At 71.3% G+C, this 19,777-nt stretch carries 19 protein-coding genes and 3 pseudogenes; 8 read left to right on the top strand and 14 right to left on the bottom strand.

The window, feature by feature from the left end:
- On the top strand, nucleotides 1–1,017 hold the full coding sequence (locus tag AB0L75_RS08495; RefSeq protein WP_365177158.1) for a helix-turn-helix domain-containing protein: 1,017 nt from the start codon (nucleotides 1–3) through the stop codon (nucleotides 1,015–1,017).
- Here AB0L75_RS08495 and AB0L75_RS08490 read toward each other — a convergent pair.
- The 3 genes from AB0L75_RS08490 to AB0L75_RS08480 form a co-directional block, all read right to left on the bottom strand.
- A complete protein-coding gene (locus AB0L75_RS08490; protein ID WP_365177156.1) occupies nucleotides 1,007–2,056 on the bottom strand; it encodes a Zn-dependent alcohol dehydrogenase in 1,050 nt (349 codons plus the stop codon). The genes AB0L75_RS08495 and AB0L75_RS08490 overlap by 11 nt on opposite strands.
- A complete protein-coding gene (locus AB0L75_RS08485; protein WP_365177153.1) occupies nucleotides 2,056–3,204 on the bottom strand; it encodes an acyl-CoA dehydrogenase family protein in 1,149 nt (382 codons plus the stop codon). Before AB0L75_RS08485 ends, AB0L75_RS08490 begins: the two co-directional genes overlap by 1 nt.
- A 122-nt stretch (nucleotides 3,205–3,326) precedes the next feature.
- Complete coding sequence (locus AB0L75_RS08480) at nucleotides 3,327–4,241, bottom strand: SDR family NAD(P)-dependent oxidoreductase (protein ID WP_365177150.1); 915 nt, start codon at nucleotides 4,239–4,241, stop codon at nucleotides 3,327–3,329.
- Between the two features lie 86 nt (nucleotides 4,242–4,327).
- On the opposite strand from AB0L75_RS08480, the gene AB0L75_RS08475 reads away from it, so the two are divergent.
- Nucleotides 4,328–5,254: a cyclase family protein gene (locus AB0L75_RS08475; protein ID WP_365177148.1), complete on the top strand. Its 927-nt coding sequence runs from the start codon at nucleotides 4,328–4,330 to the stop codon at nucleotides 5,252–5,254.
- A gap of 278 nt (nucleotides 5,255–5,532) precedes the next feature.
- Here the strand turns inward: AB0L75_RS08475 and AB0L75_RS08470 are convergent.
- The 6 genes and pseudogenes from AB0L75_RS08470 to AB0L75_RS08445 form a co-directional block, all read right to left on the bottom strand.
- Nucleotides 5,533–5,790: pseudogene (locus AB0L75_RS08470) on the bottom strand (ATP-binding protein); the annotation flags it as partial.
- 201 nt (nucleotides 5,791–5,991) lie between these two features.
- Nucleotides 5,992–6,186: pseudogene (locus tag AB0L75_RS08465) on the bottom strand (ATP-binding protein); the annotation flags it as partial.
- A gap of 18 nt (nucleotides 6,187–6,204) precedes the next feature.
- Complete coding sequence (locus tag AB0L75_RS08460) at nucleotides 6,205–6,339, bottom strand: hypothetical protein (RefSeq protein WP_365177145.1); 135 nt, start codon at nucleotides 6,337–6,339, stop codon at nucleotides 6,205–6,207.
- A 397-nt stretch (nucleotides 6,340–6,736) separates the two neighbouring features.
- A complete protein-coding gene (locus AB0L75_RS08455) occupies nucleotides 6,737–7,612 on the bottom strand; it encodes an acyl-CoA dehydrogenase family protein (RefSeq protein WP_365177142.1) in 876 nt (291 codons plus the stop codon).
- A gap of 2 nt (nucleotides 7,613–7,614) precedes the next feature.
- The gene (locus AB0L75_RS08450) at nucleotides 7,615–8,748 is read right to left on the bottom strand and encodes an acyl-CoA dehydrogenase (protein ID WP_365177140.1); all 1,134 of its coding nucleotides are present in this window, start codon (nucleotides 8,746–8,748) and stop codon (nucleotides 7,615–7,617) included.
- Nucleotides 8,748–9,941, bottom strand: a complete 1,194-nt coding sequence (locus AB0L75_RS08445) for an amidohydrolase family protein (RefSeq protein WP_365177137.1) — start codon at nucleotides 9,939–9,941, stop codon at nucleotides 8,748–8,750. Before AB0L75_RS08445 ends, AB0L75_RS08450 begins: the two co-directional genes overlap by 1 nt.
- 102 nt (nucleotides 9,942–10,043) lie before the next feature.
- On the opposite strand from AB0L75_RS08445, the gene AB0L75_RS08440 reads away from it, so the two are divergent.
- From AB0L75_RS08440 to AB0L75_RS08430, 3 genes are all read left to right on the top strand, one after another.
- Nucleotides 10,044–11,552 carry an AMP-binding protein gene (locus AB0L75_RS08440; protein WP_365177134.1) on the top strand — a complete coding sequence of 503 codons (1,509 nt, stop codon included), beginning with the start codon at nucleotides 10,044–10,046 and terminating at the stop codon, nucleotides 11,550–11,552.
- Between the two features lie 218 nt (nucleotides 11,553–11,770).
- Nucleotides 11,771–12,757 (top strand): hypothetical protein, encoded by a 987-nt coding sequence (locus AB0L75_RS08435; RefSeq protein ID WP_365177131.1) that lies wholly within the window; start codon nucleotides 11,771–11,773, stop codon nucleotides 12,755–12,757.
- A gap of 26 nt (nucleotides 12,758–12,783) precedes the next feature.
- Nucleotides 12,784–13,032 carry a hypothetical protein gene (locus tag AB0L75_RS08430; protein ID WP_365177128.1) on the top strand — a complete coding sequence of 83 codons (249 nt, stop codon included), beginning with the start codon at nucleotides 12,784–12,786 and terminating at the stop codon, nucleotides 13,030–13,032.
- 172 nt (nucleotides 13,033–13,204) lie between these two features.
- Here the strand turns inward: AB0L75_RS08430 and AB0L75_RS08425 are convergent.
- From AB0L75_RS08425 to AB0L75_RS08415, 3 genes and pseudogenes are all read right to left on the bottom strand, one after another.
- Nucleotides 13,205–13,297, bottom strand: a pseudogene (locus AB0L75_RS08425) (SAM-dependent methyltransferase); the annotation flags it as partial.
- 141 nt (nucleotides 13,298–13,438) lie between these two features.
- Entirely contained in the window at nucleotides 13,439–14,875 is a 1,437-nt protein-coding gene (locus tag AB0L75_RS08420) for an MDMPI N domain containing protein (protein WP_365177126.1), read from the bottom strand.
- Nucleotides 14,872–15,441 (bottom strand): sigma-70 family RNA polymerase sigma factor, encoded by a 570-nt coding sequence (locus AB0L75_RS08415; protein WP_365177123.1) that lies wholly within the window; start codon nucleotides 15,439–15,441, stop codon nucleotides 14,872–14,874. Before AB0L75_RS08415 ends, AB0L75_RS08420 begins: the two co-directional genes overlap by 4 nt.
- 343 nt (nucleotides 15,442–15,784) lie before the next feature.
- On the opposite strand from AB0L75_RS08415, the gene AB0L75_RS08410 reads away from it, so the two are divergent.
- On the top strand, nucleotides 15,785–16,159 hold the full coding sequence (locus tag AB0L75_RS08410; protein WP_365177120.1) for an STAS domain-containing protein: 375 nt from the start codon (nucleotides 15,785–15,787) through the stop codon (nucleotides 16,157–16,159).
- Between the two features lie 197 nt (nucleotides 16,160–16,356).
- Entirely contained in the window at nucleotides 16,357–16,869 is a 513-nt protein-coding gene (locus tag AB0L75_RS08405; RefSeq protein WP_365177117.1) for an EF-hand domain-containing protein, read from the top strand.
- Nucleotides 16,870–16,891: 22 nt separating this feature from the next.
- Here AB0L75_RS08405 and purU read toward each other — a convergent pair whose 3' ends face one another.
- Together purU and AB0L75_RS08395 are read right to left on the bottom strand one after the other, a co-directional pair.
- On the bottom strand, nucleotides 16,892–17,773 hold the full coding sequence (purU, locus tag AB0L75_RS08400) for a formyltetrahydrofolate deformylase (protein WP_365177114.1): 882 nt from the start codon (nucleotides 17,771–17,773) through the stop codon (nucleotides 16,892–16,894).
- Between the two features lie 46 nt (nucleotides 17,774–17,819).
- A complete protein-coding gene (locus tag AB0L75_RS08395; RefSeq protein WP_365177112.1) occupies nucleotides 17,820–18,320 on the bottom strand; it encodes a hypothetical protein in 501 nt (166 codons plus the stop codon).
- Nucleotides 18,321–18,437: 117 nt separating this feature from the next.
- Between AB0L75_RS08395 and AB0L75_RS08390 the strand changes: the two genes are divergently transcribed.
- Complete coding sequence (locus tag AB0L75_RS08390; protein ID WP_365177109.1) at nucleotides 18,438–19,763, top strand: ABC transporter substrate-binding protein; 1,326 nt, start codon at nucleotides 18,438–18,440, stop codon at nucleotides 19,761–19,763.
- The last annotated feature ends 14 nt before the right edge of the window (nucleotides 19,764–19,777 follow it).

Here is a 19,777-nt window from a genome sequence, read left to right as displayed (position 1 = left end):
ATGACTGTGGAGAGGGACACCACTGCCGCCGCCGACGGCTTCCGGCCGCACCGGATCGTCGCCCTGGCCCTCGACGGGCTGCTCCCCTTCGAGCTGGGCATCCCGCACCGCATCTTCGGCCGGCCGAAGGACGAGCGGGGGCGGTTCCTGTACGAGGTCGCCACCTGCTCGGTACGGCCGCCCGGCCCGGTCGAGACGGACGCCGACTTCGCCGTGCACATCGCGCACGGCCCGGAAGCGCTGGCGGAGGCCGACACGGTGATCGTCCCGGCCTCGTACGAGCTGGGCCCGGTCTTCGAGGAGGGCCGGCTCACCGACGAACTGGCCGCCGCCCTCGCCCGCATCCGCCCCGGCACCCGGCTCGCCTCCATCTGCACCGGTGTCTACGTCCTCGCCGCCGCCGGATACCTCGACGGCCGCCCGGCGACCACGCACTGGGCCGACGCGGAGCGCTTCCAGCGGCTGTTCCCGAGGATCAAGGTCGACGCGGACGTGCTGTTCATCGACGACGGCGACGTGCTCACCTCGGCCGGGGTGGCCGCCGGGATCGACCTGTGCCTGCACATGGTGCGCCGCGACTTCGGCACGGCCGTCGCCAACGACGTCGCCCGGCGCACGGTCGTACCCCCGCACCGCGACGGCGGCCAGGCCCAGTACATCCACCGCCCGGTCCCGGACCCGCAGCTGGCCACGACGACCGCGGCCCGCGCCTGGGCGCTCGGCCGCCTCCACGAGCCGATCCAGCTGCGGGACATGGCCGAGCAGGAGGCCATGTCGGTACGCACCTTCACCCGCCGGTTCCGCGAGGAGGTCGGGGTCAGCCCCGGCCAGTGGCTCACCCAGCAGCGCGTCGAACGCGCCCGCCATCTGCTGGAGACCACGGAACTGTCCATCGACCAGGTCGCCCGCGAGGCCGGCTTCGGCACGGCCCAGTCGATGCGCCAGCACCTCCAGCAGGCACTCGGCGTGACGCCGACCGCCTATCGCAGGACGTTCCGGACCGCTGTCAGAACGTGAGCACCGCCCGCGCCACCCGCCCCGCCTCCGCGTCCGCGCGGGCCTTGCCGAAGTCCTCCACCGGGTAGACCTCCGTCACCAACTCATCGAGCAGCAGGCGGCCTTGGCGGTACAGCTCGGCGTACAGGGTGATGTCGCGCTGGGGGCGCGAGGAGCCGTAGCGGCAGCCCAGCACGGACTTGTCGAGGTAGAGGGAGGAGACGAGGAAGGACGCCTCGGCCGTGGCCGGCGGGACGCCGAGCAGGATCGCCTGGCCGTGCCGGTCCAGGAGGTCGATCGCCTGCCGGATCAGCTCCACCCGGCCGACGCACTCGAAGGCGTGGTCTGCGCCCGTCGGCAGGATGTCCTTCACCCCCTGCGTCGAGGTCAGGAAGTCGGTGGCGCCGAACCGCCGGGCCACCTCCTCCTTGGCCGGATCGGCGTCCACGGCGACGATCCTGAGCGCCCCCGCGAGCCGTGCGCCCTGCAGCACGTTCAGCCCGATGCCGCCGGTCCCGATGACGACGACGCTGTCCCCGCGGTCCACCCGCGCCCGGTTCAGCACCGCGCCCACGCCGGTGAGCACCCCGCACCCGATCAACGCGGCGGACTCCAGGGGGATGTCCTCGGGGATCGGCACCGCCTGGACGGCCTTCACGACCGTACGTTCCGCGAACGCCGAGTTGGAGGCGAACTGGTGGACCGGCCCCGCGCCCCGCGTGAACGGCTTCCCCGGGCGCCCGATCGCCTGCCGGCACATCGTCGGCCGGCCCCGGTCGCACTCCGCGCAGGTACCGCAGTTGGCGAGCGTGGACAGCGCCACATGGTCGCCGGGCGCGACATGGGTGACCCCCGCGCCGACCGCCTCGACGATCCCCGCCCCCTCGTGCCCCAGCACCACCGGCACCGGGAAGGGAATGGTGCCGTCCACCACGGACAGATCGCTGTGGCACAGCCCGGCCGCCGCGACCGCCACCAGCACCTCACCGACCCCCGGCTCCCGCACCGCGAGATCGTCCACGACCTCGACCCGCTTGCCGTCGAACACCACACCACGCATCACACGGCCCCCTTGGGCTCTCTGGGCAGACCGAGCACGCGCTCGGCGATGATCGTGCGCTGGACCTGGTCCGAGCCGCCGTAGATCGTGTCGGCCCGGGAGAAGAGGAACAGGTGCTGGTCGGCGTCGAGTTCGTACGGCGCCGAGGGCGACCAGTCGGCGGGGCCGACGGTGGCCGCCGCACCCCGGACCTGCATCGCCAGCTCGCCCAGCCGCTGGTGCCAGCCGGCCCAGAGCAGCTTGGCCACGCTGGGCGCGCCGGGGTCGGCCGAGCCGCCGAGGGTGCGCAGGGCGTGCCGGCGCATGGTCCACAGCTCGGCCCACTGCCGTACGAGCCGCGACCGCACGACGGGATCCCGCACGGCCCCGTTCCGCACGGCGGTCTGTACGACGGCCGCCAACTCCTCGGCGAATCCGATCTGTTGGGCGAGGGTCGACACGCCCCGCTCGAACCCGAGCAGGCTCATGGCCACCCGCCACCCCTGCCCCTCTCCCCCGACCACGTGCTCCGCGCGCGCGTGCGCCCCGTCGAAGAAGACCTCGTTGAAGTCGCTGGTGCCGGTCATCTGCCGGATGGGGCAGACCTCGATGCGACCGGGCTGGTCCATGGGGACGAGCAGGAAGCTGAGCCCGTGGTGGCGCCGGGAGTCCGGGTCGGTGCGGGCCAGCACGAAGCACCAGTCGGCCTCATGGGCGAGCGAGGTCCAGATCTTCTGCCCACTGATCCGGTACCCCTCCCCCTCCCGCACCGCCACCGTCCGCACCCCGGCCAGATCCGAACCGGCCCCGGGCTCGCTGTAGCCCTGGCACCACAGCTCCTCGCCGGCCGCGACCGGGGGCAGGAACCGGGACTTCTGCTCCTCGGTGCCGTGCGCGACGAGCGTGGGCGCGAGCAGGTTCTCACCGATGTGCCCGGAGCGCGGGGGCGCGGATGAACGGGCGTACTCCTCGGCCCACGCGACCTGCTGGGTGAGCGTGGCGGTGCGGTTGCCGTACCCGGACTCCGCCCAGCCGATCCCTATCCAGCCGGCCGCCCCGAGGGTGCGCTCCCAAGTACGTCTGTCTGCCACTGGGCCGGCGTGTGAGGCCAGCCATGCGCGGGCCTCGGCACGAAAGTCCTCGTCCTCTTCACTGAACCCGAAATCCATGGTTGGACCGCCTTTAGATTGGGTGCCTCGAAAGCGTCGGCACTGCAGTTCCCCAGGGGCGCGGGGAACTGCGCGACAAGCCACCACGCACCCGCAGCCGCCGGACCACGACACGCTCCGAGCTACTGGGCGTTCGGCCGGTACCCACCTCGCGCCGCCGATTCCATCGCCGAAAGCTGGGACAGCATCGGCATCGGATCCACCCCCACCGCCCCCGGCAGGACCTCGGCGATCCGCTCCGGCGTCCAGGACCCCTCCCCGTGGACCGAACGGAGTTCCCGCGGCTGGGCCCACACCGCGATCCTCGGTCCGGCGACGGTGTACACCTGCCCGGTGATCCCCTGCTCCGCCGCCCCGTCGGACAGCAGGTACACCACCAGCGCCGCCACATCCTCCGGCTCGCCGATCTCGGTCAGCTCCATGGGCACGTTCGCCGACATCCGCGTACGCGCCACCGGCGCCACCGCGTTCGCGGTCACCCCGTACTTGTGCAGCCCGAGAGCCGCGCTCCGCACGAGCGAGATGATCCCGCCCTTGGCCGCGCTGTAGTTGGCCTGGGACACCGACCCCTGGTGGTTGCCGCTGGTGAAACCGATCAGCGTGCCGGAGCGCTGCCCCCGCATCACCGCGGACGCCGCCCGGAAGACGGTGAACGTGCCCTTGAGGTGGGTGGCGATCACCGGATCCCACTCCTCCTCGCTCATGTTGAACAGCATCCGCTCGCGCAGGATCCCGGCCACGCACACGACGCCGTCGAGACGGCCGTACGACGACAGGGCCGCGTCGACGACCCGTTGCCCGCCCGCCATCGTGGAGATGTCGTCGGCCACCGCGACGGCCTGACCGCCCGCCGCCTCGATCTCCTTGACGACGGCCTCGGCGACCTCGCTCGTGGGCGAGGCGCCGTCCATGGCGACGCCGTAGTCGTTGACGACGACCCTCGCCCCCTCGGCGGCGGCCGCCCGTGCGACCGCCCGGCCGATACCGCGTCCGGCACCGGTCACGGCGACGACCTTTCCTGCCAAGAAGTTCCCCACGCCCGGCCCCTTCCCGCGGTTTCTGACGGTCCGTTAGATTCTATGGCGCGTCGGATGCGCGGACACAAGCCCCGGGGAGGCACCGGATGGCACTGCCGGAGGAGTTCCACGAGATCGCGGGGCGCGTGAACAACTGGGGGCGCTGGGGCGCCGACGACGAGAGCGGCACACTGAATCTGATCACCGACGAGGTCGTACGCGCGGCCGCCACCGAGGTCCGCACCGGCCGCCGCGTCCCGCTCGCCCTCCCCCTGCGGCAGGACGGCGTGCAGACCGGCGTGATCCCCGGGCGGGTCAACCCCCTCCACACCATGGTGCAGATCAACCAGGAGCTGTTCGGGCCGGGCACGGTGGCGTGCAGCGACGACGCGGTGACCATGGGCCTGCAGGCGGGCACGCACTGGGACGCGCTCACCCATGTCTCACACTCGGGCAGGCTCTACAACGGCCGCCCGGCGCACACGGTCACCGCGCACGGCGGCGCGGAGTTCGGCGGGATCGACAAGGCGCGGCACGTCGTCTCGCGCGGGGTGCTGCTGGACGTGGCACGCGCGCGTGGCGTGGACCGGCTGGCGGGGGGCCACGCGGTCACGCCGGAGGATCTGGAGGCGGCGGAGGAGTTCGGCGGTGTCCGGGTGCGGGCCGGGGATGTCGTACTGGTGCGGACCGGGCAGGTGCAGGTGTATCTGGCCGGGGACCGGCACGGGTACGGCTATCCGTCGCCGGGGCTGTCCCTCCGTACGCCGGAGTGGTTCCACGCGCGCGATGTCGCGGCGGTCGCGAACGACACGCTCACTTTTGAGATATTTCCGCCCGAGTCGGAGAATCTCTGGTTGCCGGTGCACGCCCTGGACCTGGTGGAGATGGGGATGCTCCAGGGCCAGAACTGGAATCTCGAAGAGTTGTCCACAGCCTGTGGAGAAGAAGGGCGGTACGCGTTCCTGTTGTCGGCGATGCCCGAGCCGTTCGTCGGCGCGACGGGCACCCCGGTGGCACCGGTGGCCGTCCTCTGAGCGTGCCCACCGACGCTTCCCGCGCCGGGCGTTCGGCCGGCCGGCGGCGCGCCCGCCTCCCCCCACCGTCCTGCGCACGCGCCGCCCACCGGGTGCGACCCACACTCGGCGAGGGCCGCCGTCACCCAGGCCCTCGCCGTCCCCTCGCGGCGAATCGTCGCCCACAAGCGTGATCAGAGGGTGACGGGTCGTCAACGCCGGTACGGGGATTTGTTACGTACACCCTGTTCAGGGCACCCGCGCACGGATGCACCCCCGGCGCATCACGGCGCCGGGTGCTACACCGCCTCGAAGGCGAGATCCTCGTACGCGGACAGTCCGCCCCCGTACGCCATCGCTGCGCTCTCCTTCGGCTGCGAACAGCGGTCCAGTTCGCACCAGATGCTCTTGCCGGCGCCTTCCGGGCTCCAGCCCCAGCGATCGGCCAGGCAGTCGACGAGGGCGAGGCCCCGGCCGCCGGTGGCGTCACCGCCGGCGCAGCGCGGCACGGGGGCGCGGGAGCTGCTGTCGGCCACCTCGACGCGCACGGTGGCCGCCGCGAGCGTGTCGGCCTTCGCGGACTGCTCGGGCTCCTCGGACCGTTCGGGGCGTTCGGGCCGTTCGGAGCACTCGGCGCCTTCGGACCGCTCGGCCTTCTCCACCGCCTCGGAGGGCCCGGACGGCTCGCACAGCTCGGACGGCTCGACCGTCCCGGCACTCTCGACCGTCCCGGCACTCTCGGCCGTCTCGGTCTCCGTGCCCGGCAGGGAGAGGCGCAGCACGGCCGTGCGGCCGGTGTGCACCACCGCGTTGGTCACCAGCTCGGAGACGAGCAGGATCAGGGTCTCGGCCAGCGGCTCGTCGGCCGCTATGCCCAGCCCGGCGAGTCGCGAGCGGGCCCACCTCCTCGCCCGCCCCACCTCCGTCGGGTCGGGCCGGATCTCCAGCTGCACTTGAAGCACCTGCACCGCTCACACCATCCGAACCGGCGGACACATGACCCCACGCCAACCGGCCGTCACGGCGAAAGCCGTGACGACGATCACGAGGGCCACGATCGTAGCCATTTTCTGCATGGCCAGAACAACGGCCAGAGCAAGGGTCACGGAACGTGATTCCCTTGGGAACCAGCATGGTTGACGTACAGTCACCCCAACAAGCGCTTCGGGCATATTCCAGCGCGAAGGAGTACGCGTGAGGCATACTGTGCGACGCTCATGCCGGGGTGTCGAACAGGCGACGGCCGAGGCCGTCACCGCACCGCGAGCAGCGACGCGCACCGCGCGACCCGGCACCGCCCCAGGGGCACCGCCGGCTCGGCCCGCGCTCGCAGCCACTCGCATCCCACACAAGGTACCGGAGGGGACAGCCGACTCCGGGCCGTGACGAGTCCCTTGAAGGACACAACCAGGTATCAACGCTCCGTGATACCGACTTGCCACGATCCGCGACATCGTGGGCCATGGCTTTCCCGCCGCCGCAGCCCAGGGGGCCGGCGAGGGCTCAGGCCGCCAGTCGCGCGGCGAGCAGTTCCTCACTCTCCGTGCTCGCGCCACCACGCCGGGCCCGCACCCAGGCCCGTTTCAGATGCAGATGCACATCCGCCTCCCAGGTGAACCCCATGCCGCCGTGCACCTGGAGGCAGTCACGGGCGCCCCGTACGGCGGCCTCGTCGGCGAGCAGCCGGGCGGCGGCGATGTCGGCGGGGTCGGCGGTGACGGCGGCCGCGTAGACGGCGACACGCGCGGTCTCGGCTCGCACCAGCAGGTCCGCGCAGAGGTGCTTGACGGCCTGGAAGGCACCGATCGGCTGCCCGAACTGCTCACGGGTCCGGGCGTGTTGCACGGCCAGCTCACCCACGCGCACGGCGGTGCCCAGCTGCTCGGCGGCGGTGAGCAGGGTGGCCACGCCGCAGGAGGCGCGACCGCTCGCGGCCGGGGACGTCCGGTGGAGGGGCGTCAGCGGGTCCAGTGAGCGCAGGGGTACGGCCCCGGCCGTGTCGCCTTGGACGACGTCCGCCGCCTCCAGCCACTCCACGAGTTCCCCGTCCACCGCCGTCACGACCGTCTCCCCCGTGGCCGCTCCCGGCACGGTCGCGGCGGCCAAGTGGCTGGCCACGAGCGGGCCGGGGAGCAGGGCCCGCCCCGCCTCCTCGAAGGCCAGCACCGCCTCCGGCAGGCCCAGTCCGACCCCGCCGTCCGCCTCGGGCAGCCGCAGGGCGAAGAACCCGGCGTCCCCGAGCGCCCGCCACAGCGCCCGGTCGAGCCGCCCCGGCGCGTCGACGGCGGCCCGCAACGCCTCCCGTCCGAACCGGCGTTCCAGCAGCTCCCGTACACCGGCCTTCAAGATCCGCTGGTCATCGGTGAGTTGGAACCGCATGCTCATCTCCCCTTCGGCAGGCCCAGGATCCGTTCGGCCACGATGTTGCGCTGGATCTGAGAGGTTCCGGCGGCGATCGTGTACGACAGGGAGGACAGGCGGTCGAGGACCCAGGGCCGGTCCAGGTCGAGGCCGTCCGGCCCGAGGACGTCGGCCGCGGCGTCGTACAGCTCCTGGCGGGCGTGCGAGTAGCGGAGCTTGAAGACCGAGCCGCCCGTGCCCGGCACCCCGCCGTTCGCCTCCGCCTCGCTCACGTTCCACTGGGTCAGCCGCCACAGCGCCCGGAACTCCGCCTCCAGCCGCCCGAGCCGGCGCCGCAGCACGGGATCGTCCCAGCGGCCGTTCTCCCGTGCCGCGCGGGCGAGTTCGCCGAGCACCCGGCGGCAGGCGACGACCTCTCCGACGAAGGCCGTGCCGCGTTCGAAGGACAGGGTCACCATGGTCACCCGCCAGCCGTCGTTCTCCGCGCCGACCCGGTTGCCGACCGGCACCCGGACCTCGTCCAGGAAGACCTCGGCGAACTCCGCGGAGCCGGCGAGCGTGCGCAGCGGCCGTACGGTGACGCCGTCGGCGTCCATGGGCATGGCCAGCCAGGTGATGCCCTGGTGCCTGGGGGCCTGTGGGTCCGTGCGGACGAGCAGTTCGCACCAGTCGGCGACCTCGGCGTGGGAGGTCCAGATCTTGGACCCGCTCACCACGTAGTCGTCGCCGTCGCGCCACGCGCGCGTGCGCAGCGCGGCGAGGTCGGAGCCGGCGCCGGGCTCGCTGAACCCCTGGCACCACACCTCCTCGCCGCGCAGGATCGGCGGGAGCCAGCGCGCCCGCTGCCCGGGCGTGCCCTCGGCGGCGATGGTCGGGCCGGCGTGCAGCAGGCCCACGAAGTTGGCTCCGACGTACGGGGCGCCCGCTTCCTCCGTCTCCTCCAGGAAGATGAGCCGGGTGGTCGGGGAGGCGTCCCAGTGGACGTCGGCGTACCCGGCGTCGTACAGCATCCGCTGCCAGCCCAGGTCGCAGGCCCTGCGCGCGGACCAGTCGTCCGGGGACGGCCTGGCGGGCAGGGTGGGCAGCACCTTGCCGAGCCATTCCCGCAGCCGGGCCCGGAACTCCTCCTCCTCGGGCGTGTACGAGAGGTCCATCAGCGGTCGAGGTCCAGGCCGAGCATGCGGATCGCGTTGCCCCGCATCAGCTTGTACACGGTCTCGTCGTCCAGGCCCTTCACATGGTCGAGGGCGACCTCCTTGGTGTGCGGGAAGGTCGAGTCGACGTGCGGGTAGTCGGTCTCGAAGGTGGCGTTGTCGCGGCCGACGACGTCGATCGAGGCGACTCCGTGCATGTCGCGGAAGAAGCAGCAGAAGATCTGCCGGTAGTAGTACGTGGACGGAGGCTCGGGGATGAGGTCCCTGACCCCGCCCCAGGCCCGGTGCTCCTCCCATACGTCGTCGGCGCGCTCCAGGGCGTACGGCACCCATCCCATCTGCCCCTCGGAGTAGGCGAGTCTGAGCCGGGGGAACTTCACCAGGACCCCGCTGAAGAGGTAGTCCATCATCGAGGCCATCGCGTTGTTGAAGCTGAGCGAGGCCTGGACGGCGGGCGGGGCGTCCGGGGAGGCGGCGGGCATCTGCGAGCTGCTGCCGATGTGCATGTTGACGACCGTGCCCGTCTCCTGGCAGACGGCGAAGAACGGGTCCCAGTAGCCGGAGTGGATGGAGGGCAGCCCGAGGTGGGTGGGGATCTCGGAGAAGGTCACGGCCCGCACCCCGCGCCCGGCGTTGCGCCGGATCTCGGCGACGGCCAGCTCCACGTCCCACAGCGGAATGAGGCACAGCGGGATCAGCCGCCCGCCGCTGTCCCCGCACCACTCCTCCACCATCCAGTCGTTGTAGGCGCGCACGCAGGCGAGGGCGACCTCCTTGTCGTGCGCCTCGGCGAAGGTCTGCCCGCAGAAGCGGGGAAAGGTGGGGAAGCAGAGGCTGGCCTCCACATGGTTGAGATCCATGTCCGCGAGGCGCGCCTCGGGGTCCCAGCAGCCGCGCCGCATCTGCTCCCGGGTGATCCCCTCCAGCGTCATCTCGTCCCGGTCGAAGCCGACGGCGGCGATGTTGCGCTTGTACGGGAACTTCAGGTCCTCGTAGATCCACCAGTCGGTCGGCTGGCCCGCCGGGTCCATGGTGATCCGGTACTTGCCGCCGACGTAGGCCAGCTCCCCGATGCCGGCGGTCAGCGGCCTGGGCCCGCGGTCCCGGTACCTGGCCGGCAGCCAGGTCTCGAAGAGGTGGGCGGGTTCGATCACGTGGTCGTCGACGCTGATGATGCGGGGCAGTTCGGTCATGGTTCCCCTCCGTGTTCCTGCCGCCGGACAGTACTTATCTGATGGTCCGTCAGATAGCATGACAGCTGACGGTCCGTCAGCCAAGCCGGTCAGGGGGCATACATGACCGAGACCCCGCACTCCCTGGGTTCCTCCCGCACGCTGTGGGAGCTGGTCGTCCGCCGGGCGGACCTGACCCCCGCGCGCCCGGTCCTGCTCCAGGAGGACCGCGCGCTCACCTTCGGCGGACTGCGCGCGCGTGCCGAGCGGGTGGCGGCCGGCCTGTACGGCATGGGCGTGCGCCCCGGCACGGTGGTCGCCTGGCAGCTGCCCACCCGCATCGAGACGACCCTGCTGTCCTTCGCCCTGGCCCGCCTCGGCGCCGTGCAGTCCCCGGTGATCCCCTTCTACCGGGACCGGGAGGTCGGCTTCGCGCTCCGCGAGTCGAAGGCGGAGTTCTTCGCGGTGCCCGGCGTGTGGCGCGGCCACGACCACACGGAGATGGCCCGCCGCCTCGGCGCGAAGGGGATCTTCGAGGCGTACGACACCCTGCCCGACGGCGACCCGTCCGTGCTGCCCGCCCCGCCCGCCGAGGGCACGTCGGTCCGCTGGATCTACTGGACCTCGGGCACCACCTCCGACCCCAAGGGCGTGCTGCACACCGACCGCTCGCTGATCGCCGGCGGCTCCTGCCTGGCCCACGCGCTGAGGCTGACGGCCGACGACGTGGGCTCGATCGCCTTCCCGTACGCCCACATAGGCGGCCCCGACTACCTGGTGATGCTCCTGCTGTACGGCTTCCCGGCGGTGATGTTCGAGCACTTCGCGCTGCCGGACGCGCTGCCCGAGTACCGGCGGCACCGGGTGACGGTGGCCGGCGGCTCCACGGCGTTCTACTCGCTCTTCCTCGCCGAGCAGCGCAGACAGCCGGGCGACAGGGTCGTCCCCTCCCTGCGCCTGCTCGCGGGCGGCGGCGCGCCCAAACCCCCCGAGGTCTACCACTCGGTGGTCCGCGAGATGGGCGTCCAGCTGACCCATGGCTACGGCATGACCGAGGTCCCGATGATCACCATGGGCGATCCGCGCGACACCCCGGAGAACCTGGCGACGACCGAGGGCCGCCCCCCGGCCGGCATGGAGATCCGGATCGTGGACGGGGAGATACGGCTGCGCGGCGAGGCCGTCTGCCAGGGCTATCTGGACCCCGCCCAGACGGCCGCCGCCTTCGACTCCGACGGCTTCCTGCGCACCGGCGACCTGGGCCGTGTCACGGACTCCGGCCATCTGGTCCTCACCGGCCGGCTGAAGGACGTGATCATCCGCAAGGGCGAGAACATCTCGGCCAAGGAGATCGAGGACCTGCTCGCCGCCCATCCCGCGATCGCGGACGCGGCGGTCATCGGCCTGCCGGACGACGACCGGGGGGAGTTGGTCTGCGCAGTTGTGGAACAGCCGCCGGAATTCACCGAATTGACCTTGCCGGAGATCGTCCTGTATCTGCGCTCGGCAGGCCTGTCCACCCACAAACTGCCGGAACGGCTGGAGTTGGTGGACGCGCTTCCTCGCAACGAAACGCTGCGGAAGGTGCTGAAGCACAAGTTGCGAGAGCGTTTTTCGGGACCGCTTCCTTAGACCCGCCGACTGCTCCATCGGAAATTCCCGCGAACCCATCCCACGAAACCCATTCCCGCGCCCGCAGGATGTGCATCCGGAACGAAAGGTTCCAGTGATCCTTGTCTCCACTGCCTGGCATATATGCCGCTCATGTGGTGTGACAGGATCACGGCGCGCTATCGCGCCGCCGGTTTGACCTCCGGCGGCGCAAGGAATTTCTCGGGGAGCAACGAAACATGTCCACACTCAGCAAGAGCCACCGTTCGCTGGGCGGTATAGCCGTACTCACGAGCGCCGCTCTGCTCGCCTCCGCCCCGCTCGCTGTCGCGGAGGACTCCGGCTCCAGTCAGGACGCCCGAGCGGCAGCGGTCGTGGAGAAGGCCACCGGCACGGGTGATCTGGTCCGCGCCGCCACCGCGCCCGGAGTCGCGGCGAAGGCCACCACGCGCACCGACTACGGCACGGCCACCGTCACCGCTCCCACCCGGTCCAGTGGCCAGGTCCGGGCCAGCGCCACCGACGGCGACACCGTGGCGGTGGGCCTGCCGCACAGTCAGGACGTCACCGGCCACAGCACCGGCAACGGCACGGTGGTCTACCCCGAAGCGGCGCCCTCCACCGACGTCGCCGTCCAGCCCACCACCGACGGCGGGGCCCGCACGCTGGTCACCCTGAAGGACTCCGCTGCCCCCACCGAGCAGCGCTTCGACCTGAAGCTCCCGGACGGTTTCGCGCTCGCGCCGGGCGACAACGGCAGTGTGGAGATCGTCCGGACGGTGCAGGGCGGCGGCACGCTGTCCGCGGGTTCCTTCGACGCGCCCTGGGCCAAGGACGCGGGCGGCAAGCCCGTCCCCACCCACTACGAGATTTCCGGCAGCACCCTCATCCAGAAGATCGACACCACTGCGGACACCGCCTTCCCCGTGGTCGCCGACCCGAAGTACACCTGGGGCTGGGTGACCGGCACGGTGTACTACAACAAGAAGGAAACCAAGTGGATGCGCAACAAGGGCAACGCCCTTGCCGCGGGCCTGGCCTTCTCCAGCATCGTCGGCGGCGCCCTGGGCGGACCCGCCGGCGCCGTGGTGGCTACCGGAGTCACGGGAATCTGGGCGGGCTACACCGCCACCGTCGCATCCAATGCGGTCAGCGACAACAAATGCCTTAAGATCAAACTTCCCATGCTGAAGGCCGAAACCTACTCGGGCGGTTACTGCAAGTGAGCGCGACGAGTAATCAGGAAGGTCCGATGAAGCAGAACAGCCGCTATCTGTTCCCCGTTGTGGTAATCGCCGCACTCGCGTGCCTCGCTGTTTTCGCCTTCGTTCCCTCCAGCCGGCCCGTCTCCCTGTATGCCGCGGCCGGCTGCACGGCGGTGATACTGACCGTCCGCCCCAAGCCGACCGCGGACAGCTGGCTCTCACGAAATGCCTTGCTGGTGAACCTGATCGCCATGGCGCTGGTCCTGGCAGCCGTCGTCTTCATGGTGATGGGCTGACCACGCCTGTGTCGCGGCGCTCGGGCTCGCGGCAAGAGTGGCGGAACAAGACGTCACGTCCCCATCCGGGAAAGTCGGCCGGGGACGTGACGCATTTCCAGATCGACCGCCGTGAGGTCGTCAGCAGCGGCTCGCTGGTGGGCCTGTCGTATCCGCTGAGGAACCCGGCCCTGGCGGGAGGCTGCGAGAAGACGAAGACGCGGCCGGGCGTGAGCCGCTGACAGACGAGAGGGAAGAGGCGACTCGGATCGGTGAACCAGGCGGCCACCGGGAAGGAGCCCTTTGCCGTCACACGCCCCGGCGGTTACCTCGAAGCGTTCGCGGACGCTCGCGCACTTGAGTCCGCTGCCGCACTGCTTGCCGTCATAGGTGCCGTACTGGACGCGGAGAACGCGTCCGACGCCATCTACATCCGGCTCAACCCCGCCGTCGCGAACAGCACATCCCTGATCGCCTCCCGGTCGCCGACCTGTCCCGCCGCGGCCTCCTCCGGAGGAATGTGGCCGGCGGCCAACTGGCAGAACTCCACGTCGTCCAGCGCCACATGCGCCACCTCGTGCTCGGCGGAGCCCACCGCCGCGGGGGAGTCCAGCGGGATCAGCCACTCGCCGCCGCCGGCGCCCTCGATCTCCAGGCGCAGGCTGCGGCCGGGCTCGCCGGCCAGGCTGAGGTGGCGGCCGCGCGCCGGTGCCGCCAGCCCGGTCTGCCGGCGCCTGGCCAGCGCGGCGGGCAGCATCCGGGCCGCGAGGTCGATCATCTTGTTCAGATGCCGCGGCGCGGGCGGCCGGTACGGATAGTCCACCGCGTCCGCGATGTCCTCGGCATGCATCCAGCAGGCGAAGGCCCGGTCCAGCATCGCGTCGTGCAGCGGCAGCTCGAAGTCGCCGTACGACACGGTGAGTCCGCCCGCCTGGCCGCCGGTGAAGGACACCGTGCGCACCAGGCTGTGGCTCTGCTCCCGCCAGGGGCCCCGCACCGATCGGGTGGGCGGGAAGTGGGAGGTGCGCCAGAACGCCTCGGTGCGCCCGGACGGCCCCGCCGCCTGATGCTCCGCCGCGCCGGCGGCCTCGGCGTGGGGCGGGGCCGAGGGCGGGAGAGGGTCCTCCAGGCCGAGCGCGAGGGCGATCAGCCCGTCCACGGACAGCAGGTGCGCGATCACCCCGGCCACCGTCGTACGCCGCGTTCTCGCCTTGTCGGCCTCGAACCACCGCAGCCGCACCGGCGCATGCCACTCGGCGTCCCCGAAGTCCTGCAGCAGGGCGTCCAGTCGCGCGGTCTCGGCGTCGTACGCCGCCGCCCACTCCGGGACCGGTATGCGCGGCGGCCGGCGCTCCAGACAGCTCTCCAGGACGCGGGTGCGCAGCCCCGGGTCCAGGTCGAGGCTCTCCGGCTGGTGCAGCAGGCCGACCGCCTCGCGCAGCCGGCGGGCCTCGTCGGCGCACACCCCGCAGTCGCCCAGGTGCTCCTCGACGGCCGCCGTCTCGGCCGCCGAGCAGGCGGCCAGCGCCCAGGCGCCGAGCAGCGACTTCAGGACGTCGTGCGGCAGGTCGAGCGGCACGGGCGCGAGGTCCCCCAGGTCGGCGGGGTCGGGCAGCGGATGCCCGCTGTCCTCCACGGAGGCGCGGGGTGTCGGTATGCGCGGCGGCCGGCTCGGCTCGGGCCCGCCGGTTTCGGGCGGTGGCTGCGCCGAGCCGTCGCCCGCTCCGTCGACGAAGCGGGCGCTGCCACCCCGGCCGCCCGGACCCGCGTACCCCTCGCGGTCCTCGTACGCCTGCCCCTCGGGGTCCTCTTCTCCCCGTCCCCCGTGCTCGTCGTACGGCTCGAACCGTCCCGCTCCGCTCACACCGCACCCCCGTCTTCCGGCGGTGTCCCGGTGTCGTGGGCGGTGGAGAGCAGTTGCAGGCCGAGGCGGAGCCGGCGGCGGGCCTCGTCCTCGGTGACGCCGAGGTCGACGGCGGTGCGGCGGTAGTCGCGGCGCTGGACGTAGGCGAGGTCCAGGGCGGCGCGCAGCGGGGCGGGCATGGAGTGGACGATGTAGTCGGCGCGGGCGGCCACGGAGGCGTGGCGCACCTTGCGCTCAAGCTCGGCGACGGAGCCGCCGCCGTGCGGCAGCGCGGCGGTCTCGCTCTCGCGCAGCCGCTCCACGGCGAGCCGGTGGGTGACCCCGGCGACCCAGGTGCGCAGCGGGCCCTTCTTGGGGTCGTAGGTCTCGGGGTGTTCCCAGAGGTGGGCGAAGACCTCGCGGGTGAGGGTGTCGGCGGCCTTCTCCTCGCCGAGGACGCGGTGGGCGAGGCCGTGCACGAGTGAGGCGAACCGGTCGTACAGCTCGCCCAGGGCGGCTGCCTCTCCGCGGGCGAGCCGCTGCTGCATCCTGCGGTCCCAGCGGGGCGGTACGTCCTTCTTGGCCATGCGGTCTCCTCCTCTCACCCGTGTCCGACCCGTCCAGCCTGACTGCGCCGTCCTCCCGAATGTAGTCGGCACCTCTGACAGTGCACGCCCCTTTGTGTCAATGTGCGCCTCTCGAAGCGCCGCAGGTGATAGTGCCCTCTTCACATAACCTTCACGCACACTCTGCACGTATCTGATCGAACAGGATCGGTAGTGACCGAAACAAGTCCCTTGTCGATCACGTCTAGTTTGCAGCTCCACGTTTCAGGGAACCGCCGCTGGGCAGCCGCTGCGGAAGCAAGCGTAGGAACTGCTTCCGTTTCTGGGCGGTTCCGGAAGTTCCGGCGAGCGGAGGGGCAGGGACGTGGCATTCAATGTGACCGGCGTCGAACAGGGCGAGTGGGCCGTGCTCCGGGTGTCCGGGGAACTTGACCTGATGACCTCGCCGGTATTGCGGCAACGTGTGCACGACGTCGTCGCCGAGGGGCATCACAGCCTCGTCGTGGACCTCGCCGACGTCTTCTTCTGCGATTCCAGCGGGGTCGGCGTGCTCATCGCCGCCCGCCGGCTGATCCGATCCTGCCAGGGCCGGCTCCGGCTCATCCTGCCCGACCGGGGCGCCGACGACGGCTCGCACGTCAACCGGGTCCTCGGCGCGCTCGGCGTGCGCCGGCTCTTCGACGTCCGCCCCGACCTCCAGGCCGCCACGTCCGACGAGGCGGGTCCGCTCTCCGCCTGACCGGGCCGCGCGGCCGCGGCCGCGTCTTCGCGACAAGGCCACATTGTTGTCGCAGAATTCCCCCGGTCCTGGCACAGTCGCCGGATTCCCGCCATCCGGCGGCCGGCCGCGTCATACGCTCCCTGCCAGGAGGTCGGTCACGCACCCGCACGACGCACCCGCACCAACGACGCACACCTAAGGCGGTCCGAACAGACATGGTCAGCACCGAGTACGAGCGCAGGATCGCCGCCCGGTTCGCCACCTTCGACCAGGACGGCAACGGCTGGATCGACCGCGAGGACTTCAGCGCGGCCGCCAAGGCGCTCCTCGCCGAGTTCACCGTGACCGCCCGCTCCGACAAGGGGCAGGCGCTGTACGCCGGCGCGGAGGCCTTCTGGCAGGGCATGGCCGGCATCGCGGACCGCGACGGCGACCAGCGCATCACCCGCGAGGAGTTCGTCAGCGGCGCGGTCAAGCGCCTGCGCGACAACCCCGAGCGCTTCGCCGAGATCGCCCGCCCCTTCCTGCACGCGGCCCTCGCGGTGGCGGACGCGGACGCCGACGGCCGTATCCCGGTCGCCGACACCGCCCGCGTCCTGCGGGTCCTGCACGTCCCGGCCGAGCTGGCCGAGGCCACCGCCGCGTCCCTCGACACCGACGCCGACGGCACCGTCACCGAGCAGGACGTCATCCCGGCCTTCGCCCGCTACTTCACGGTCGCGGAGTAGCCCAGGGCCCAGTGCCCCGGCACTAGGCGAACACGACCGTCCGGCGGCCGTTGAGCAGAATGCGTCGCTCCGCATGCCACTTCACCGCCCGCGCCAGCGCCTGGCACTCCACGTCGCGGCCGATGGCCACCAGTTGGTCCGGGGTCACACCGTGGCCGACCCGCTCGACCTCCTGCTCGATGATCGGCCCCTCGTCCAGGTCGGCGGTCACGTAGTGCGCGGTCGCCCCGATGAGCTTGACCCCCCGGGCGTGCGCCTGGTGATACGGCTTCGCGCCCTTGAAGCTCGGCAGGAAGGAGTGGTGGATGTTGATGATCCGGCCGCTGAGCTGCTTGCACAGGTCGTCCGAGAGGACCTGCATATAGCGGGCGAGGACGACCAGTTCGACGCCCTCCTCGCGGACGATCTCCAACACCCTCGCCTCGGCCGCCGACTTCGTCTCCTTCGTGACCGGAATGTGGTGGAAGGGAATGTCGTAGGAGCCCACCAGCTCCTTGAAGTCAGTGTGATTGGACACCACACCCACGATCTCCACCGGAAGCGCGCCGATCCGGGCCCGGAACAGCAGGTCGTTCAGGCAGTGCCCGAACTTGCTGACCATCAGCAGGATCCGCATCTTCTCGTCGGCCCGGTTGATCTGCCAGTCCATGTGGAAGGAGTCACCGATCGCCGCGAAGCTCGCCCGCAGCTTCTCCAGGGTCACCGGCGCCTCGGCCGAGAAGTGGACACGCATGAAGAACAGACCCGTGTCGTGGTCGCCGAACTGCTGGCTGTCCTCGATGTTGCAGCCGGTCATGAAGAGGTAGCTCGACACGGCGTGCACGATGCCCTGCTTGTCGGGGCAGAAGAGGGTGAGGATGTACTGGTCGGCCGGTGCGGCGGCGGGCGCAGACTGCTCATTCATGCACCACAGGGTCTCATGCCCGCACCGCCACCAGCGGTCACGTCCGCTACGCGGACCTGGTCATGATCCGCAGCACATCCAGGCTCCGGGGCGGCGTGTCCGGGTCCTCCCCGTCGCTCGCCGCCATCCGCACATGCGCGTCCCGCGCCGCCCGTATCGCATCCGGCCACCCCTGGTGGTCGAGATACGCGGAGACCGGCGCGTCCGGGCCGACCTGGTGCATGATCCGCAGCACCCGCAGTACGGCGGTGTCCACGAGCGCCGCCTCCTGGGAGTCGCGGAAGATCGTGCCGACGTATTTCTCCGCGGACCAGTTGTCCAGCCAGGTGTCCTCCACCAGCCGGTAGACGGCGTCGGTGACGTCGCCGTATCCGTCCACGCCGGCCAGCCAGACGTCCCGCTGGAACACCGGGTCGGAGAGCATGTGCAGCGCCGAGCGCACATTGCTGCGCCAGCGCCACCACGGCATGTCGCTTAGAGGCATGCCGCCCATGGTGGAGGAGCGACGGCCACGACGGGAAGAGTTCTCCGGAGCTTGCACGGTCATCGATCGTACGTTCCCCGTCACACCTGCCTCACCGCCCCCTGTAATTCACCTGGGTGTCACCGTTCGTTGACCCAGGGTCACTCCCCGGTTAGCGGTGTGAGGGAATCGTGCATAGCCATGACCGGCAGGCGACGCACCGTTAGTACCTTCCTCCACTCGTCCACCCGCCCCGGCAGAGCCACCGCCGTGACCGCGGGTGCCGTGGCCCTCTGTGCGTCGCTCACCGCCGGATGCGGGGTCATCCCCGGTGCCACGGGGGGCTCCGGGGATGACCCGATCAAGGTCATGACCTGGGCCCCGCAGGACACCGACGCCACCAACAAGCCCGGCATGCCCGCGATGGCCCTCGCCTACGCCAAGTGGATCAACGCGCACGGCGGCATCAACGGCCGCAAGCTCCAGGTCCTGACCTGCAACGACCGCAACGACCCTGTGGCCGCCGCCAAGTGCGCCCGCAGCGCGGCCGAGGAGGACGTGGTCGCGGTCGTCGGCTCCTACAGCCAGTTCGGCGACTCCTACCTCGCCCCGCTGGAAGGCGCCGGCATCCCCTACATAGGCGGCTACGGCGTCACCAACGACGAGTTCACCGGCCAGATGTCGTACCCGGTCAACGGCGGCCAGCCCGCCCTGCTCGCCGGGCTCGGCAAGGCCCTCGCCGCCACCTGCGGCAACATCGCCCTGGTCCGCCCGGACAGCATCGCCGGCGACGAGCTGCCGGTGCTGCTCGACTCCGGGCTGCAGGCGGGCGGGCACACGAAGGCGGACGACCGCCTCGCCGCCGAGGACGCCACCGAGTACAGCGGCCAGGCCGACCAGTCGCTGGCGTACGCGGCCAAGGGCCCGCTGAAGAAGGGCTGTGTGGTGCCCGCGCTCGGGGACCGCACCGACACCTTCATGGACTCCTTCCGGCGGGCCCGCGAGAACTACCCCGCCGTACGGCTCGGGACCGTGCTCGGCAATGTCGACCAGACCGTGATCAACGCCACGGGCGGCGCGTCCGGGCCGTACGAGGGGGCGTACATCACCGGCTGGTATCCGCCGGCGTCCGACGCCCGCTGGGACGCGATGAAGAAGGTGATCAACGAGGAGGCCTTCGGCGACAACCGCATCGACCCCGCGGACGCCGGAGTGCAGACCACCTGGATCGCCTACACCGTGCTGAAGGCCGCCCTGGACAAGATCGGCGCAGGCGAGGTGAGCGCCGACAGCGTGCGGCACACCCTCGACGACGGCCTGCGGGTCTCCACCGGCGGTCTCACCCCGCCCCTCGCCTGGCCCTACGAGGGCAAGCTCGCCGGGGTCGGCTTCCCGCGGATGGTCAACGCCGACGTCACCCTCCAGGAGGTGCAGGACGGCCAGCTGGTCGCGGCCCGCAGGAGCCTCGGCGGACTCAACGGCATCACCGACATGACACAGACGCTGGAGGGCGCCGACGTGCAGTGACGCCGGCGCCCACC

The organism is Streptomyces sp. NPDC052101 (assembly GCF_040680235.1).
Lineage (GTDB): Bacteria > Actinomycetota > Actinomycetes > Streptomycetales > Streptomycetaceae > Streptomyces.
This window is presented reverse-complemented; position numbering and strand designations above follow the sequence as displayed.